We start from the raw sequence: 17008 nt of genomic DNA, 5'->3' as shown, positions 1-17008 counted from the left end.
GACGATCAGGTCGCCCGTAGGCGTAGGCGCCCGCTGCCCAGGCGGCCCTCGTAGCCGCAACCGCCACGGCCGACGGTGTCGGCACCCGCAGGCATGACCGGGGCAGGGTCTGCGATCCGGCCCTCCCCACCGGTCCCTACCCCGTCAATGCCTTCCGAGTCCGGCGCGAAGCCCGAACCAGCCGATCGCGGCGATGAGCGCGACCTGGAGCAGGTACCCGGCGGCGACGACCACGGCGCCGAGCGACTCGGTCGGCAGCCCGACGAACACGACGACGTATGCGATGCCCGTGATCGACAGTCGGCGCGGCATCGTCTTCGAGATCAGCGTCCCGATGAGCGCGAACAGCACACCGAGCGCGATGGCGACCTGGGCGCCGATGATCGACGGCAGGAGTCGGTCGAGATGTGCGTTCAGGACGTCGAAGAGCCGCCGGCCCTCCGCCTCCGGCAGTACCGCGGGGTCGGCCGCGTACGCGAACGGCAGCGCCTCGGCGGTGATCGTGAGGGCGAAGAGGATCCCGCCGATCCCGGCCAGCAGGGCGCCGACCAGGTTGAGCACGCCGGCTCTGCCCCGGGCGAGCAGCACGATGAAACCCGCGCAGGCGACCCAGGAGACCGCATACCCGGGACCGCCGAGGTACAGGTTCATCGGCCAGTACGCGTCGCCCAGCGCGCGTACGTCGTCGTACCGGATCGTGCCGTCGAACGGCGGCTCCCAGAACGCGAACCCGGTCCGTCCGGCCAGCGAAACCAGCAGCAGGACGAAGAGCCCGACGAGGGCGACGCGCCGCTGGGCCGAGCGGGCGGGGACCGGCTCGGCGGCTGCGGCGGCCGGGGGGATCACGGTGCCGGGGGGTTCGGATGCGGTCACGGTCGTATGCCTCCTTCGATCGGTGTCAGCGCGGCCCGCGCTGTTCCCCACCGTCACCGCGGGGGCGTCACGCGGGCATCGGCCTCAGCACCTATCTTCGGGAAAGACCAGATCAGCCGGCCTTGCTCAGCCTCTGTGGTCCCGGTTCGCGGCGGTGTGATCCAGCCAGATCCTCGTGGCCCGCACGCGACGATTCGTCTCGGCGTCGGGCGTGAGACCGAGCTTGACGAAGATCGCGCGAAGGTGGGCGTCGACCGTACGCTCGGACACCACGAGCTGGGCCGCGATCCCGGCGTTGCTCGCGCCCTCGGCGAGGACGGCGAGCACCTCGGCCTCGCGTGGGGTCAGGCCGGTGACCGGTACCCCTCCGGTCGGCGCCGCGAGGCCCTTGTCGTTCGGGGCCTGCGGGACCTGCGAAGCCTGCGGGACCTGCGGAGTCAGGATCCGGGTGAGCCGTCCGGTTCCGGTCCAGGCGCCGCCGCCGACGACGGCCGTCACGGCCGCGACGAGGAACGCGACCGAGGTCGCGCCGAGCCGGAGACCGGGGGCCGCGATGATGGTTCCGGTCCCGATCACGGCCAAGGCCGCGCCGGCGAGCCCGGTGCCGCGCACGACGATCGCCACCTGGCGACGCTCGACGCCGCCGCGCGCGGCGATCAGCGCGCAGGCGGTGCTGAACGCCGAGGCTCCGGCGAGAGCGACGAGGAACGCGACCGAGCCCAGCGACGGCTCGACGGCGCCGGGGTCGCGGGCGATGGCAAGCAGGAGGCAGAAGCAGACGGTGAGCGGTGCGGCGGTGGCCCCGGCCGCGGCGATCCCGATCCGCGCGCGGGCGGATCCCTCCGATCCGAGCGCGGCACGCCACAGCGTCACCGGGACGAGCAGGAGGGCCAGGACACCGAGCAGCGTGGCGAAGGCGCCGACCGGCTCGATCACCGTCCGCCAGGACTCCGGCGCGATGGTCGGCAGGCCGGTGAACGGTTCGCTCGCCGTCGTCAGCAGCGCGTTGGCGAGCGTGACCGTGCCGATCGCCACGGCCAGGACCGGGTGCGTCCAGGGTGCCCTCGCGCCGGTCCGGATGGCCGCGGACGCGGTGAGCTGCATGAGGGCGAGCGGCGGGATCCACGCCGAATTCCAGGCGGCGACCGCGAGTGCGGCGGTCGGGTGCCCGGCCGTGACCGCCCACACCGCCCAGGCCGCCAGGACGAGATAGGCGAGCAGGGCGGCGCAGAGCCAGGTCGCGAGCGTGCCGGCCCGCCGGTTGCCCACCCTGGCGAGCCGAGTGGCGGCAACGGCCGCGCCGGTCGCTCCCGCCGCCAGCGCGAGTACGCCGACCGGGTCGGTGACGAACTCGTCGTGGCCGGCCAGCCGGAACGCGAGCAGGGCGGCCACCGCGACGCCTCCGGCGGCCCCGGCCAGGGCCCGGCCCGCGGACGGCGACCGGGCGATGGCGGTCATGCTGGCCTTACCCGCGGCCGGTCACGAGCCGAAGCGGCGTCATGCGCCATACTCTAACGTCCGGCGGATCGGGCGTCGCGGCCTCTCATCAGGTCTTGCCACCAGGACGCCAGGGTTGAGGTGACGGCGGCCGCCGGCCCGGCGGGTGCCGTCACTGTGCTTCGTCACCGGACGGTTCGCGGTACAGGGGCAGGCGCAGTACGAACCGGGCACCTTTGCTGCTGTCCTGGATCGTCAGCGAACCGCCGTAGATCTCGGCGATCTCCCGGGCGATGGGCAAACCCAGCCCGGTGCCCTGCGGATCCCTCTTCTTCGACTCCGCAAGCCTGGAGAAGCGCTCAAAGACCCGTTCCCGGACATCCGGAGGGATCCCCGAACCATCGTCCAGCACCTCCAGCCTCGCCTGTCCGTCCTCCCTCGCCACGAGGACATCGATACGTGTGTCGGCGTGGCGCTCCGCGTTGTTCAGCAGGTTGTTCAGCACGCGACTCAGCCGGACGGGGTTGGCCTGGACGATCACACCCGATTCCAGCCTGGGCACGATGGCCACGCCCGGCATGCGACGGGCGACCTCCCGCCGGGCCAGTTCCGCGAGGTCGATCTGCTTCATGGGCATCGGTGCCCGTGAATCCAGCCGGGACAACTCCAGCAGGTCGTGCACGATGGCGCTGAGCCTCTGAAGATCGTTCAATGCCTCCCGCAGCATCGGCCGCCACTGGTAGTCCTCGGGCTCCTCCAGCGCGACCTCCAGCCGCGCCTGTATCCCGGCGATCGGGTTCCGCAGGTCGTGCGAAGCGTCAGAGACGAACCTGCGCTCCCGGGTGTTGGCCTCCTCCCGCTGCGCGAGCGTTTCGTTGACCGCCTCGGCCAACCGCTGAATGTGCCCTCCGGTCGGCGGAACCGGAACCCGCCGGCTCAGGTCGCCCTTCCCGATCTCCACCACCTCCTTCCGGATACGGTCGACCGGTTCCAACGCCAGCCCGATGGTCCGCCAGGTCCACCAGCCGATCAGCGTCAGCACCGCCGCCCACAGGCCCGCCAGGATCAGCGACAGAACCCATCCCGTGGTCAGCAGCGGCAGAGGAGAAGCCGCCAGGACCATCGCATCCTGCCCGTACACCGAATCCCTGATGCGTACCCCGTACACCCACATGCACCGAACGCCAGGGTTGGAGCACACCTTCCGGTTGATCAACGTGTTCCCGCCGGGAACCACCAGCGCCGGTCTGGCCTGGAGTTCCTCGCTCGCTGCCAGAACCCGTCCGTCCAGCCCCACGACCTGGATCATCGACGCCTCGTCTGTGCCGACAGGGATCGGATTCCGCCGCTCGCCCCGGTCGATGGCATGGACCGTCGCCTCGACCGTCCGCTCGGTCAGGTCCTCGTTCTGATCACTGAACCAGCCCCGGAGCACGACGCCGGCCCCGAAGAGCGCGAGCGCAAGGATCACCGCCGAGACCACGACCGTCAGCACGGTCGCGCGCCCCCGCACCGAGGAACGGATGTCCCGGCGGAAAGCACTGACCCAGGGCTCTCGATTCTTCACCGACCCCCCAGCCGAAGGCGACACTCTGATCATTGGGAACGGTTGCGCGGGTTCGGTGAAATGACCGCGCCTCTGTACTGTCTGGCAAGCCGCCGTGTACACGGCGGAAAAGTCGAGCGTTCCGCCGAATGCCGCCCGCCCCGTCCAGCGACCGGACCGCATCGACCGCCACGTTCAGCACCGGCGTACCGCTCTTGGACGGCACCAGCCGATCGGCTTCCACCGTCATTCGCCGTGACCGTGATCGCGTCGAAACTCCGCGGACTGCCGAAGGTCACCTATAGCTGGCCGCGAACACCCTGGTCCCCGTGCACCAGCCCCGAACCAAACTCGGACAAATACACCCTAACTCCCCGGAAAGTCGCAGGTGAAACCTGGTGTCCGCTCAACATCCCAGGCGATCGGCTCGCCGTGGCGGCGTCTCAACCCCGGCCGGCAGGCCACACTCGTGCTCGTCCACCTGCGCAAAGGCGAGACACTCACCGAAGACGCCACCGGCTTCGGCGTCGGTGGGGGGTGTCAATGCCGGGAGCCTTCCCGATCTCGGTGCCCGTTCAGATCATGGTCACGGCCTGTCTCGCGCTGTTCCTCATCGCAGGGTCGCGGTGGCGTGGCCGCGCGATCTCCGTTCGAGTGGTTCGCGGTCACCCGTGCCCCTGGACGCCCTCGCCTTCCGGGGACGTGACGCCGGACCGGTACCGCCAGACGAATTCCAGCCACGGCGGGGCCACCCCCGTGAAGTGCGGCCAACTGCCCGGTTCCGCACCCGGGTCGTCGCTTCGGACCTCGGACAGGCGCGTCAGCATGAAGCCTTCCTGGATCAGGCCGTTGACGATCCGGCTCAGTGTCTGCGTGTACTCCCTGGGTTGGCGGATGCGGTCACCGGCCGGCTTCCCGCCGTAGACCCAGTCCTGGTCGGGATAGCTGGTCTCGGCCTCGTCGATGTAGGGCTGCCTCAGCGTGTAGCCCTCCCCGTTCCAGGAGTCGTGGGTGAGCCCGGCGAAGAACGGGTTGGCGCACATCAGGTAGTAGTGGCCGCCTTTCCCGACGACCCTCGCGACCTGGCGGAAAACGATCCGGCAGTCCGGGACGAAGGTCAGTGAGTACGGATGCCAGACCAGATCGAATGTGGAGTCGTAGAGGGCGGACAGGTCCCGCATGTCTCCCTGGATCGTGCGGATGCCGACGCCGTAGTGCTCAGCGGCCAAGCGGTCCCGCTCCAACTGCCCGGAGGAGATGTCGAGAACCGTCACGTCAGCTCCGAGCAGGGCGAAGGCCGCGGACTGCTGCCCGCCTCCTCCTGCCAGGCAGAGCACCTTTCGGCCCGCCAGGTCGCGGGGGATGCCCAGCCTGTCCAGGCCGAGATAAGCCTGAGCCTCCTCCGCGTCCAGGTCGAGCCTGGGACGGGTGAACAAAGCGTCCGCCTCCGCAAGGGCTTCCCAGCGTTCCTCGTTGTAGCGGTAGACCTCGTCCCTCACAGCGGACACGCTATCCATCGCCCGGCGGCCGAGGCGAACGATTTGATCGGGCTTTGTTCGTCCGCCGTCCCTCCTTCGTCCACCCCGCTATGAGCTGTCACTTCAGGACGAAAAAGACTGCCTCGACCGCGTTGGAGTTCAGCATGCCCATCCGCCACGTTGCGCCTGTGCCCAGAAGATCAGCCACCCTGACCCGCCTGCTCTGCTGTCCTCGCCACGCGACGGGGATGGCCCAGGCGGTCGCCGTCCTGCAAGCCGTCGAAGATGATCACCGCCCTGGACGAAAACGTTCAGTGCTGGATCAAACCACCGACCGGGACGGGGTCGACATGGCCGGTTGCCGGAAGGGCCTGTGCCAGGGCGAGGCCGACATCGACCAGTGATGACCGGCGAAGGCGCGTAACGTCGGAAATCGGGGTCCAGACCGACTCGACGGTCTCGCCGTTCGGCTCAGGCCGGAGTCGGCCACCGGTGATGCCGACCCGGTAGAAAATGCCGACGTTCTGGTGCTCGGGCAGGCCGGGCAAGCGGTCGGCCGCGGGGATCACTCTCGAATCCACACCCAGCAGGCGTTCGACCACTCCGTCACAACCGGTCTCCTCAGCGACCTCCCGGATGACCGCGTCGAATGGGTCCTCCCCGTGCTCGACCTTCCCACCCGGAAGCGTCCAGTGCCGCTCGCGCTTCGGACCTGCCCAATGGGCGAGCAGCACCCGTCCGTCCTCGATGCACACGGCGTACGCCGCCAGTCGGAAGCTCACCGCCGCACGCTATCCCAACGCCCGAGATCCGCGCATTCATTATTGATCTTGATTGACCGTTCGGCGGAGAACGGGGCAGGTGGCGCCCAGCGGTGGTCCTGCGGTGAACGACCTCGTCATGGTCACGTCCCGGACGGGATGGTGAGCGCCGGCTGAGGAGCGGACGGCCGACCGATGCCCCGGCGGTGGTGCGGTGGGTCCTCCTCCCTTCGACACCGCCGAGATCAATGGCTGGACGAAGTTCGCATCCATGCAGAATCACTACAACAAGCGGTTCGCTTCATGCGGGAAGTTCACCCTGGCCGCCTGACCCCGCTCCCCCACCGACCTCTACGGCGACGAAGCCTCGTTGAGCTGCGGATTCGCTCCCGGGCACACCGCCTCACCCACCCGCCGAAGACATGACGGCCGTCATGCAAGAGCCGATCCGGCGAGGACTTTCACTACATGATCAAGGCCGCCCGCCTGCGGCAGTCGGCGGGCCTCGGGGCGGTCGTCGGCCGCGCTGCGGCTCTTCGGCCGGTCGCGGCCCGCACCGCCCGAGTAGCAAGATACTCAAACGTCACCGGCAACGGTCGTACTGACCACATGATGTGGTCGGAGCAGCCAATTCCCAGTCTCCCCACTTGATCAAATAAAGCCTGAAGCAGGCTACCTCCAGTTGTTGAGATGAAACAGGCAAGGTGCGTCGTGTCGACTTACGCAGACACCGAGGGATTCGAACACCGGGGCTACAGCCAAACATGTGGTCGCCAACCCTCCTTGCCGCTACGATGGCACCTTATATCTTCAGTGTCAGCTTTAGCCATATAACAGCATGCGAGGAACTGCAATGATCCCCACGGCACCCGCCAAAGTGTGTGTCATCGTGGACACAAATATTTGGCGGTCCGAGACTCTATTTAGGACACCTCTTGGAGTGGCCCTACTTTATACGATACGACAAAATGGGGCCAGACTAGGAGTTCCAGAAGTCATTGAGCGAGAAATTCGCAAACAGATCCTGCAGTCTGGCCTAGAAGCCCATGAACGAATGGTTAAATCTGGACGACTGCTGCAGCGCATCCTCAATAGCAGCGTCGATCCAATTATTTCATCCGCATCTCCAGCTCCAAAGATTCGCAGAGCTATCGATGTTCGCCTAGCCGAATTAGAGGGGATGCTCATACGCGTTCCCCTGACGCTGGATCACGTAAGACGTGCTCTGGATAGAGTTGACTCGGCAACACCGCCATCGGGTGGTCGCAAACAGCAGTATAAGGACTGCCTCATTTGGGAGGCTGCCTCTGAGCTTGCCAGCGAATGGATAGTGTACATAGTCAGCCAAGACGGAGCATTCTTTGATGGGTCACATCTCACAAAACCACTCGTCGAAGAGTGCAAGAGGAAAAATGTCATCATCAAAGCATTTCGCTCCCTGCAAGACCTGATTAAAGAGCTTGTTCCTCAAGCTCCTGCCGTTGACTACGAAGCCCTTGAGCAGGTGGTGAGGATAGAAGGTGCGGTCGCCGCCCAGGACAATCTGCGCAGAGAGAGGTGGATGACGCTAGGCGATCTCCAGGATATCAACCTGCAGGTCTTTGCTACAGAGGAACCCGAGAAGCTCAGCGTGATGTTCGAGGCGATTTTTACGCTCTCCGGCAGCCCATCCATGGTTGTCAAAGAAGGATTATCGGGAAAAGCGAAGCGAGTACCTATTGAGAATGAGCCAATCTTGGATCCTTCCATAAGGGTACAAGGATCTTTTCTATACGACACAAGGTCTCGCGAGGCGGCAGATTTTACGAGCAATAAAGCTGACATCTCTTGGGTAGGAGAAGACGGGATTAGGCGCCGCGGAAGTAGCATATATTCCGCAGGAGGAAGCACTACTCTTCTTGCGGGACCTGCCATTACGACAGTGTCAGGGGATGCGGTCTTTCAATTTCAAGATGAAATGTGAACACCGAGGGCAATCGTTAGAACATGGGGTGACAGCAGCACTGACAGCAACGTCCCCACACACCGATGCATCAGCGCCACCGCTCACGCGCCTCTGGTCATGGCCCAGATCAGCCGAGTAGGGTGATTGCTCCGCCTGAAAAGCGGAAGGTCATATTGCCGCGAGGCTTTTGTTCCTCGGACCAGACCGCCCTGCGGTAAGGGTCCCTTTGCCATCGGGTGGCAGGTCTGATCACTGGCCAGGGTGCTGTGTACAACAGTGGGATACAGCAACACCGCCTTACGCGATCACACGCCACCGGCCCGCATTTGCCACGTGACCAGGGCGAGGGACCCTCTACGGTGTGACCGATTCTTGTTTGCAAGCAGGATGTCCGGAGATCAAGTACGGCAGCGCTTCGCGCCGTCGCACGGCGGGGCGTGCCCGCTCCCGCCGCGCGGACATCGGGACCGGGCATGCGGCCTTGGGGGCCGGTCCCGGCCCGCGCCCGCCCGGCGGGAGCGGGTAGACCCCGCCGCCCGCCGTACCGAGTGCCCGCCGTACCGAACCGCACCCGCCGCCTCTGGTACGCGCTGCCGCCGCTGCGACCGCCGGCCCAACCGCTACGCGGCCCCTTCGGGGTGCCTTTGGCATTGCGCCGGCCGTCTCCGCTCCGTACGTCCATCAGGAACACCGGATCATGGAAAGACCAGGGCTGCCGCCCCGCTTCCGGTGCTCGCGCCTGGCGGCACTGCGCTCCGGGTCGGGTTGCCATCGAATGACACGGGTCCAGGTGGTCACGGTCATTGCCGGTCGGGTGCGGCGGCACGACTACGGGGAAGACCGCACCGCCGCACCGGCTCCAAGGGAGATCAGCGGTAGGTGAGCTGCACCCAGACCGCGCGGCCTATCTCCGGGTCGTAGTCGGTTCCCCATGCGCTGGACAGGAAGTCCACCCACGCCAGGCCCCGCCCGCCGAGACTGTCACTGTCGGCGGGGCGCATCTGAGGGACGTTGACCGCTGAACCCTTGTCGATCACCTCGACATGGACCAGGCCGTATCCCAGGCCGACGCCGACCGTGATGATCTCGTCAGGGTGCCCGGAGTCACTGTGAAGAATCGAGTTGGTGACGACCTCGCTCACCAACAGCTCAACCGTCTCCAGAGCCTCCGCCGAGGCCGTGATGTGCGCGCTCAGCAGCTTCCGCACCCAGTGACGCGCGTCTGCCGCCGACTGCGGCACGCCGTAGAAGTCCCGATGATCGAGGAACCGGAGCCCGTTCCAGCGCTGGAGCATCGCTTCGAACGCCTCATAGACGGCTTCCCGGCTCACCGTGTCGCCGCCTTGTGAAGGGGGGCTGGTTGCGCCTGGTCAGCCGGTGTCGCCTCACCCGGCGACGTGGCTTTAGAGTGATCCACGGATCGCACCTCCAGCGTGCGGTCAAGGGACCCGTACGGCGTGTCCGCGCCTGCGGGTCCCGCTTTGTGCAGCCCTCCCATGACATCCCCGAGTCCCCTCCCATCGGCAGTGTGAGTAGGGGAGACTGGGGGAGACAGGCGGACCCTCCGAGTCCCCCGAGGTGCATGCGATGGACGACGTGCCAGCCTGGGCCGTACGGCTACGCGCCGAGCGACGAGGCAAGCTGTGGACGCAGCGAGAGATGGCGAAGCAACTCGCCGACGCCGCTGACGGCCGCACCCGAGCCCGGTTCCCCGAGCGTGAATCCCTGACCCGCATGATCAAGGACTGGGAAGCGGGCAGGCATCAGCCCAAGGACCCCTACCGGGTGCTCTACTGCCGGGTGTTCGGCATGGACGAGTCCGAACTGTTCGGCGACGACCCCGACAGCATGCCTCCCGGCAGCGCCTACCTCGGTGGGGACGAGATCGAAGCCCTGGAACTGGCCCGCCGCGTCGCCGCCAGCGACGTGGGAGCCGAGACGCTCGACCGGCTGGAATCAGCCGTCGATGATCTCGCGATGGCCTATCCGGGGACGCCACCGGCCGAACTGCTGAACCGGGTACGTGAGCACCTGTCCTACGTCTCACATCTTTTCGACGCGAAGAAGACGATCAACGAGCATCGCCGCCTGCTCACGGTCGGCGGCTGGCTGTCATTGCTCGCCTCCACCTGCCACATCGACCTTCGCCAGTTCCGGGCCGCCACGACGTGGCTTCAGACGGCCTCCCAGTTGGCAGAACACGCCGAGCACCCCGAGATCGCAGCATGGTGCCTGGAGACGGAGGCATGGCGAGCGGTCACCACCGGCGACTACCGCCGTGCTTTGACGCTGTCCCAGGGTGCGCAGACCGTCGCACCGCGCGGAAGCTCCGCCTACATCCAGGCGACCGCGCAGGAGGGCCGGGTATGGGCGCGTCTGGGCGCCGGACCGGAGACCCGGGACGCGCTCGCCCGAGTCGACCGGCTCGTCTCCCCCCTGCCGATGCCCGACAGCCCCGAGCACCACTACCGCTACGACCCCACCAAGCGGGACGCCTACGTCGCGACCACCCTGTCATGGCTCGGAGACCCGGCCGCCGAGTCATACGCCCGGCAGGTGCTCAACCGCCTGGAGACGGCCGCCGACGGACCGCCCCGCCCGCGACGGGCGGTATCCGCGCGCCTGGATCTGGCCCTAGCCCTCATCGCAGCCGATAAGCCCGACGAAGCCGGACAGGTCACACTCACCGCTGTGACGAGCGGTTCTCTCGTGCCGTCCAGCTACTGGAGGGCACGCGAGGTGATCAACGCCGTCGAAGCGCACCGTGTGCCCGAGGCCGTAGAGCTACGCGAGGCGTATCGAGCACTCATCGGCCCTCAGTAGGGCTCTCCAGTTCGCGTTCACGGGCGATCCGGCGAGCGGTGGCGATGCGTTGCCGGGCGAGTTCGGCCCACAGGGCTTCCCCGTGCCGCAGGCCGTTTCCGGCGTAGCGCCACTGCGACAGGGTGACCGTCTCCTGTCCGTCCGGGGCGGGAAGGCCGAGGATCGAGCGGGCTTGTTCGGCCCGGTAGTCGGCGCGTGCCTGCCGTAGGTCGCCCAGGGTGATGGAGTAGTGGCGGCTCTTGGTCGAGAAGTGGCCCCGGTAGCCGAGCATGTGCGCCCACTGCCGCAGGGGAAGGTCCCGGTACTCCGGCAGGCGGCCCAGCGCGAAGCAGGTGAGGATCATGCGCCGGGCGTGCTCGGTCACGGCCAGTTCAGTGATGTCTTCGGCCCGGCGGATCGGTCGGTCCACCGTCCCCGCGGACTCCGCCCCCTTGGTCGCGTACTTGGCGACGTAGGCCGCCACCCGCTGATCACTGACCCCGTCCACATCGGCGGAGACGTAGACCGGCCGGACGTCGAGTTGGTCGCCCCACCGCAGCAGGACCGGGGCCGGGCCGTCCGAGGCTGGGACGACGACCTGTCCGGCCGCTTCCCGAATCGCCCGATCGAGCAGAGGAACGGTCGCCCAGTCCGGCGGCCGGTCAGCCGGCCCCTCCGGGCCGTCGAGACGGATCACGGCGTGGAAGTGGACCAGGCCGCGCGCCTGGTACTCGGCGACCTTGGCGTACGACAGGCGCAGCGTACGGCGCAGCGCGGCCCGGCGGACGCCGAGCAGCCGGGCGAGAACGGACGGAAGCGCCTGGGTGAAGCGCCGCCACAACTCCCCCGCGTGGGCGTTCCACAGCACCGCGCCCCGGTAGTCATAGCAGCTCGGGCAGAGCGGTTGCCCGGCTTGCGGGTCGTCGCGCTCGTGACGCCTGCCGCACCCTTCCGGCTCTCCGTGCTCGCACACGGGACGGTTCCGCCGAGGGCGACACGGCAGGGTCACCCCGTTCCGCTCCCGATAGGCATGGACCGCGCCGAAGGACGGAGCGGTGAAGGTGGCGAACACGCGGGGATGGCCGCTGACGCCCTCGGGAACGCCCTTGCCGCCCCGCAGGCCGGAAATGATCAGGTGATAGGTGTCGTCCCGGTAGGTCTCCGAGCAGGCCGCACACCGGGAGGCCCGCCGGTTGCCACAGGCGGTGAGCAGGAAGCCCGTGGGTTCGTCGGCGGTCCGGTAGACGTCCAGGACCTCCCCCGCCCGGGCGTCCACGGTCAGCCGTTCGCCGTGGAGCCGGACGGGTTGGGCACAGCCGCCCGTGGCGTAGATCATGCGCTGCCACCGGGCGAAGTCGGGCATGGCCGCACGGTGCAGCGCGGCCAGCATGTCAGGGGCGAGGGAAGGCGCGTGGTTCATGCGGCGTCCCTCCCGCGCACCTCATCGGGCCGGGAGCCGGCGTCCTGCGTCTCGGCGACGCTGACGCCGAACACGGTGGCGACGCGTCGCCACTTCTCATCGGTCCAGCGGGGGGACCGTGCGGCTTGTCGTCTGCCCCACTCCCGGGCAGACAGGGGTTCAGGGTTCAGGTGGACTCCTTACCTCGTGGGTGGAGCCACCGCCGCGCCTGACGGGCAGGACGTCGCACACCACCGCCGGGGCAGCCCGAAGACAGCCGTCGGCGCGTGGTGCGCAGCAGCGAGAGATCAAAAAATGGAGTGCGGCGAGGAAGTGGATGGCGCGCTCTGTGTGGACACCTACCGCCGGGCCGGGGCCCTCCGACGATCATTGGTGATCATGAGATGTGTTGTGCCCGGATGAAAAATGCGCCTGAGGTGATTCGCCGAGATGTTCGCTGTGTCGTGCCGTGGGGAGGTCGGTGGCTTCTTACGCGATCAGTTCTACATCGGGGTAGACGAGTTCGGCCAGCTTCGAGTTCCTTGGTGATGGTTGTGCGTAGACGTCCGTTGGCGTCCGTGGGTGTCCGTCAGCGTCCGTAGACGTCCGTCCGTCACCGGGGAATCGGCGGCGAAAGAAAGAGGGCTGTCGCCTTTCGGTAAGGCCGACAGCCTTGGAAGAGGCGGAAGACGTCCAGGACGTCCCGTGCTCAGTCCTCACGCCATATCGGTTCCAGAAGGTCAGGGTTGAAGATCTTCTGGCCCCGGCCGATGGGATGGATGATCACAGTGTGCAGCGCCTCCCGGATGTAGGCGCGCTTGGTGGAGATGGGCAGCCCGCCGTCCCTCTCCGGCAGGTACCACCGCCGCCGGATCTCCGCCACGTCCGTGTTGGCTCGTGCCTGCCGCAGTTCGGCGGACGCGGCGAGGTTCGCGCGCTCGGTACGGAGTCGGGCGATCTCCTTTTCCAGGCCGGGCGCGAGTTTGAAGAACAGGTCATTGCTGATCTTTCCGGTGTTCCACTGCCGGGTGAGTTCCTCAAGGCGCTCCTTGGCGCTCTCCAGCTTCGCTTCGCCGTCCCAGGTGGAGCCTTCTGCCGATGCGGCGAAGGACCTCTCTTCGAGCTTGGCCAGCACCGCTTCGGAGACGTACTCGTCCACCAGGTCACCGCGCCGGGAGAGACCTCCGCAGCCACCCTCCGCCTTGCTCCTACACGTGTAGTCGTGGTGCGTCGCGTTCTTCCGCACGTTGACGCGCAGCGGCGTGTTGCAGAGGGTTCCGTCCGGGCGCGGCCGGCCGCAGCGGATGATGGCCGACAGCAGATAGGTGGGGTCCCGGTAGTCCGGCGGATGCGCCTTGCCGATCTCCATGTCCCGGGTGACGAAGTGCCCCTTGCGCGCGTTGAAGACGGCCCGGATCGCGGCCCACTCCTCTTCGGTGATGATCGCGGCCCACTTGCCCCGGATCGGTTCCCCGCCCGCGTCCCGCACGAGTTCCCCGCCGAGTTCCCGTAGTCCGCAGATGCGGGGATTCTTCAGGGCGACCTTGAGCGAGGCCACGGCCCAGTCGTTGCCGAGCGAGGTCTTGACGCCGAGAGCCTGCCACCCTCGGATGATCGAATGGAGCGAGTGACCCGCAAGGAAGTCCTTCGCGGCCTGCCGGAGGAGATCGGCCTCCCTCTCGTTGAGCGTCAGCCGGTCCTCGTTCCACCCGAAGGGGCGCGGCCCTCCTGACGGTCTCCCCTCCTCCGCCCGGGAACGGTGCGAGCGGCGCATACGGCGCTGCATCTTGCGGACTTCCATCTTGGAGATCACGGCTCCGAAGAGCCCCATGCTCTCCACGTCCTCGCTGTAAAGATCCTTGCTGCCCCGCGCGTCGGCGAACACCCGCCCGTCCTGGAAGGTGATCGCCTCTACGAAGCGCTCGTAGTCGCCGGGACGGCGTGCCAGCCGGTCTTCCGCGACGATCACCACGCCCTGAACAGGTGTGCCGTTCGGCAGTTTTCCGGCGCGCAGCGCGCGTAGCATCGCCTCGAAGTCGTCGCGGACGACTCCCTCTTTGGCCGCCGACTTATCGTTGTCGGTGAACTCGTGGACGACGGTCCAGCCGTACCGTTCAGCAGTCTGCCGGTTGACCCTGTGCTGGTCCTGCACGCCGTGTTCGTCGCGCCTCAGGTCGGCGGAGATCCGGGCGTAGGAGACGACGGGGACGGGGGGATTCGACGGGCTCATGTGCACCTCCGGCCAACATCATGCCTGAGATGCAGAGCTATAACCTTCTCTACAGGGAGGAAGAGCGCGAAATGGTGCCGTTCTGCCTCGACCAGGGTGTGGGGATGATCCCGTGGAGCCCGCTGGCCCGGGGTCTGCTCGCCCGCGCGGGCAGGCAGGAGGAACGGGGCACCGCGCGCGCCGGGAGCGACGCGCGCATCGGCGCCCTCTACGGCGACGCGGAGAACGACTCCCAGATCCTCGACCGGGTCGCCGAGGTGGCCCGGGAGCGCGGTGTCGCCCCGGCGAGCGTGGCGTTGTCGTGGCTGCTGCGGCAGCCCGGCGTGGCCGCCCCGATCATCGGCGCGACCAGGGCCGGGCACGTGGACGACGCCGTGGCGGCGGTGGAGGTGGACCTGACGGACAAGGAGGTCGGCTTCCTGGCTGAGCCGTACCGTCCGCGCGCCGTCGCCCTCTGAAGGTGAGCGCCTCCCGCTGAACCCGAGCCGCCGTCCGGCCGCCCCGTGGGCTCCGCGGGTTCAGGCGGCGGCCTGCCGTTCCGCCAGGGTCTGGAAGGTCAGGAGCTGTTTGCGCATCATGAGCAGGTCCCCCCAGGCCAGGGCGCGGCGGCGTGCCTCGTTGAGCGTCCCCCTCTCGGCGCCGAGCAGGGCCTTGACCGTCAGGCGGGTCGCGCCGGAGTCGTCCGTACGGACGTCGTAGGTGAGGGCGAGGTCGCCGAAGAGCCGGCGGCCCGGCCCGGGGAGCATCCGCAGGGTCATGTCCCGGCCGGGGGTGAAGGAGACCAGCTCGAAGATGGTCATGATCCGCTGGCCGGCCGCCAGGTTCTCCGCGCCCGGGGTGAGGGCGCGGGGGCTCCTGCGGCCGAGGTTGTCCAGGAGGTCGTAGCTGTAGGGGGCGACGCGCATCTGGCAGAGCCAGCGGTAGACGACCTCCGGCGGGGCCTGGACCGAGACCGCGCGGAACCACGTGCCGCCGGGGGCCGGGATGCAGTCGTCGCAGGGGTAGGGGCGCGCGGTCTCCTCGGGGCGGACGCCCCAGTGGGTGGGCAGGGCCATCAGCCGAAAACCTCCTTGGGCGACGGCGGAGCCGGATTTCCCGGGTGTCCCGTTCCTCCCGCGAAAGAGGCCATGTCCGCCGCGGGCAGCGTAACAACGGAAGATCGGCCGCGCTCACCGGGGTGGCTCATGTCATCGTCGCGGGGCTCCGGCGGAGGCGTCGAGCCGCGACTCTGTGGCTCCGTGGCTCCGTGGCTCCGGACGAGGAACGGCATGCCGGACGCGCGGGGAACGCACACCGGACGCGCGGGAAGCGGCACGCTGGGCACGCATGCCGGACACGCGGGGAACGGTGGTCAGGCGAGGACGGCGTCCAGGAGCAGGGAGCCCGCGCCGAGCAGCGCGGCGTCGGGGCCGGTGCGGGTGACGGCGATCTCCAGGTCGCGGGTGGCCAGCGGCAGGCACCGTTCGTAGACGGCGGCGCGGACCGCCGAGATGAGCGGCTCGGCGCCGGACAGGCTGCCGCCGACCACGATGGCGTCGGGGTTGATGAAGTTGACCAGGACGGTCAGCACCTCGCCGATGAGGCGGCCGGCGTTCCTGACCAGGGCGGTGGCCTCGGGCACGGCGTCGGCGACGAGCGCCGCGACGTCGGCGGGCCGGTGCACGGCGAAGCCCCGGTCGGCGAGCGCGCCCATCAGCGCGGCGCCGCTGGCGTAGGCCTCCAGGCAGTCGGGGTGGCCGCAGGAGCAAATGGCCGAGGAGTCGGCGCGGACCCGGACGTGGCTGATGTCGCCGGCCGCTCCCCTGCCCCGGTGCAGGCGGCCCTCGACGATCAGGCCGCACCCTATGCCGCTGCCGGCCTTGAGCACCATGAGGTTGTCGCAGCCGGGCCAGGCGCGGGCCTCGCCGACGGCCATGAGGTTGGCGTCGTTCTCGACGAGGACGGGCAGGTCGTAGTGGGCGCCGAGGTGCTCGGCGACGGGGAAGGCGTTCCAGCCCGGCATGCGGGAGGGGGAGACCACCCGGCCGGTGGCCGGGTCGACGGGGCCGGGAACGCTGGTGCCGACGCCGCGTAGCGGGACCCCGGGCGGGGCGTGGGAGCGCAGCAGGTCGTCGAAGGCGGCGGCCATCCAGTCCAGGGTGGTCTCCGGGCCCAGGGCGATGTCGCAGGGGCGTTCCTCGACGACGAGCGGGACGCCGCTGAGGTCGAGCAGGGCCAGGCGGGCGTGGTGGGCGCCGAGGTCCGCGACGGCGAGCAGTCCCGCGGTGGGGCTGACGCGCAGCCGCCGGGGCCGCCGCCCGCCGCGCGAGGTGCCCGCACCCTCCTCGACGAGGAGCGCGGCGTCGAGCAGTTCCTCGACGCGCAGGGAGACGCTGGAGGGCGCCAGCCCGGAGAGGCGGGCCAGTTCGGCGCGTGACTCGGCCTGGCCGGTGGCGACAAGACGCAGGAGGTCGCCCTGGGCGCCCCGCACGGGCAACCTCTCTTTGCCTGTCATGGCAGAAGGAATACCACGGCCTGACTTACTACGGCAATGTGTT

General features: G+C 68.3%; 13 protein-coding genes and 1 pseudogene. 4 read left to right on the top strand and 10 right to left on the bottom strand.

The features are described from left to right. Positions 1–144 precede the first annotated feature (144 nt). The 3 genes from HDA43_RS29695 to HDA43_RS29685 all read right to left on the bottom strand — a co-directional run bounded on the left by HDA43_RS29695 (position 145) and on the right by HDA43_RS29685 (position 3805). Complete coding sequence (locus tag HDA43_RS29695) at positions 145–873, bottom strand: hypothetical protein (protein WP_179827526.1); 729 nt, start codon at positions 871–873, stop codon at positions 145–147. A 126-nt stretch (positions 874–999) separates the two neighbouring features. Further along, positions 1000–2331, bottom strand: a complete 1332-nt coding sequence (locus tag HDA43_RS29690; protein WP_246424754.1) for a helix-turn-helix transcriptional regulator — start codon at positions 2329–2331, stop codon at positions 1000–1002. Positions 2332–2482: 151 nt separating this feature from the next. Further along, on the bottom strand, positions 2483–3805 hold the full coding sequence (locus tag HDA43_RS29685) for a sensor histidine kinase (protein ID WP_312873605.1): 1323 nt from the start codon (positions 3803–3805) through the stop codon (positions 2483–2485). A gap of 478 nt (positions 3806–4283) precedes the next feature. On the opposite strand from HDA43_RS29685, the pseudogene HDA43_RS35545 reads away from it, so the two are divergent. After that, positions 4284–4388 (top strand): annotated as a pseudogene (locus tag HDA43_RS35545) (helix-turn-helix domain-containing protein); the annotation flags it as partial. A 133-nt stretch (positions 4389–4521) separates the two neighbouring features. On the opposite strand, the gene HDA43_RS29680 reads toward HDA43_RS35545, so the two are convergent. Then, positions 4522–5355, bottom strand: coding sequence for a class I SAM-dependent methyltransferase (locus HDA43_RS29680; RefSeq protein ID WP_179827522.1), 834 nt, complete (start codon positions 5353–5355; stop codon positions 4522–4524). A 290-nt stretch (positions 5356–5645) separates the two neighbouring features. Continuing rightward, a complete protein-coding gene (locus HDA43_RS29675; protein ID WP_179827520.1) occupies positions 5646–6116 on the bottom strand; it encodes an NUDIX hydrolase in 471 nt (156 codons plus the stop codon). A gap of 832 nt (positions 6117–6948) precedes the next feature. Between HDA43_RS29675 and HDA43_RS29670 the strand changes: the two genes are divergently transcribed. Beyond that, positions 6949–8058 (top strand): PIN domain-containing protein, encoded by a 1110-nt coding sequence (locus HDA43_RS29670; protein ID WP_179827518.1) that lies wholly within the window; start codon positions 6949–6951, stop codon positions 8056–8058. Between the two features lie 851 nt (positions 8059–8909). Here HDA43_RS29670 and HDA43_RS29665 read toward each other — a convergent pair. After that, positions 8910–9371 carry an ATP-binding protein gene (locus HDA43_RS29665; RefSeq protein WP_179827516.1) on the bottom strand — a complete coding sequence of 154 codons (462 nt, stop codon included), beginning with the start codon at positions 9369–9371 and terminating at the stop codon, positions 8910–8912. 256 nt (positions 9372–9627) lie between these two features. On the opposite strand from HDA43_RS29665, the gene HDA43_RS29660 reads away from it, so the two are divergent. After that, positions 9628–10863 (top strand): helix-turn-helix transcriptional regulator, encoded by a 1236-nt coding sequence (locus HDA43_RS29660; RefSeq protein ID WP_218912681.1) that lies wholly within the window; start codon positions 9628–9630, stop codon positions 10861–10863. Here HDA43_RS29660 and HDA43_RS29655 read toward each other — a convergent pair. After that, positions 10847–12262, bottom strand: a complete 1416-nt coding sequence (locus HDA43_RS29655; protein ID WP_179827514.1) for a replication initiator — start codon at positions 12260–12262, stop codon at positions 10847–10849. The genes HDA43_RS29660 and HDA43_RS29655 overlap by 17 nt on opposite strands. A gap of 688 nt (positions 12263–12950) precedes the next feature. Next, positions 12951–14471 carry a recombinase family protein gene (locus tag HDA43_RS29650; protein WP_179827512.1) on the bottom strand — a complete coding sequence of 507 codons (1521 nt, stop codon included), beginning with the start codon at positions 14469–14471 and terminating at the stop codon, positions 12951–12953. Between the two features lie 29 nt (positions 14472–14500). On the opposite strand from HDA43_RS29650, the gene HDA43_RS29645 reads away from it, so the two are divergent. Further along, positions 14501–14929, top strand: a complete 429-nt coding sequence (locus HDA43_RS29645; protein ID WP_246424752.1) for an aldo/keto reductase — start codon at positions 14501–14503, stop codon at positions 14927–14929. Between the two features lie 60 nt (positions 14930–14989). Here the strand turns inward: HDA43_RS29645 and HDA43_RS29640 are convergent, their stop codons facing one another. Together HDA43_RS29640 and HDA43_RS29635 are read right to left on the bottom strand one after the other, a co-directional pair. After that, positions 14990–15526: a hypothetical protein gene (locus tag HDA43_RS29640; RefSeq protein WP_179827508.1), complete on the bottom strand. Its 537-nt coding sequence runs from the start codon at positions 15524–15526 to the stop codon at positions 14990–14992. 296 nt (positions 15527–15822) lie between these two features. Next, positions 15823–16965 carry an ROK family protein gene (locus tag HDA43_RS29635; RefSeq protein WP_218912680.1) on the bottom strand — a complete coding sequence of 381 codons (1143 nt, stop codon included), beginning with the start codon at positions 16963–16965 and terminating at the stop codon, positions 15823–15825. Positions 16966–17008: the final 43 nt, after the last annotated feature.

The sequence above is a fragment of the Streptosporangium sandarakinum genome (assembly GCF_013409935.1).
In the GTDB taxonomy this organism is placed as follows: domain Bacteria; phylum Actinomycetota; class Actinomycetes; order Streptosporangiales; family Streptosporangiaceae; genus Streptosporangium; species Streptosporangium nondiastaticum.
This window is presented reverse-complemented; position numbering and strand designations above follow the sequence as displayed.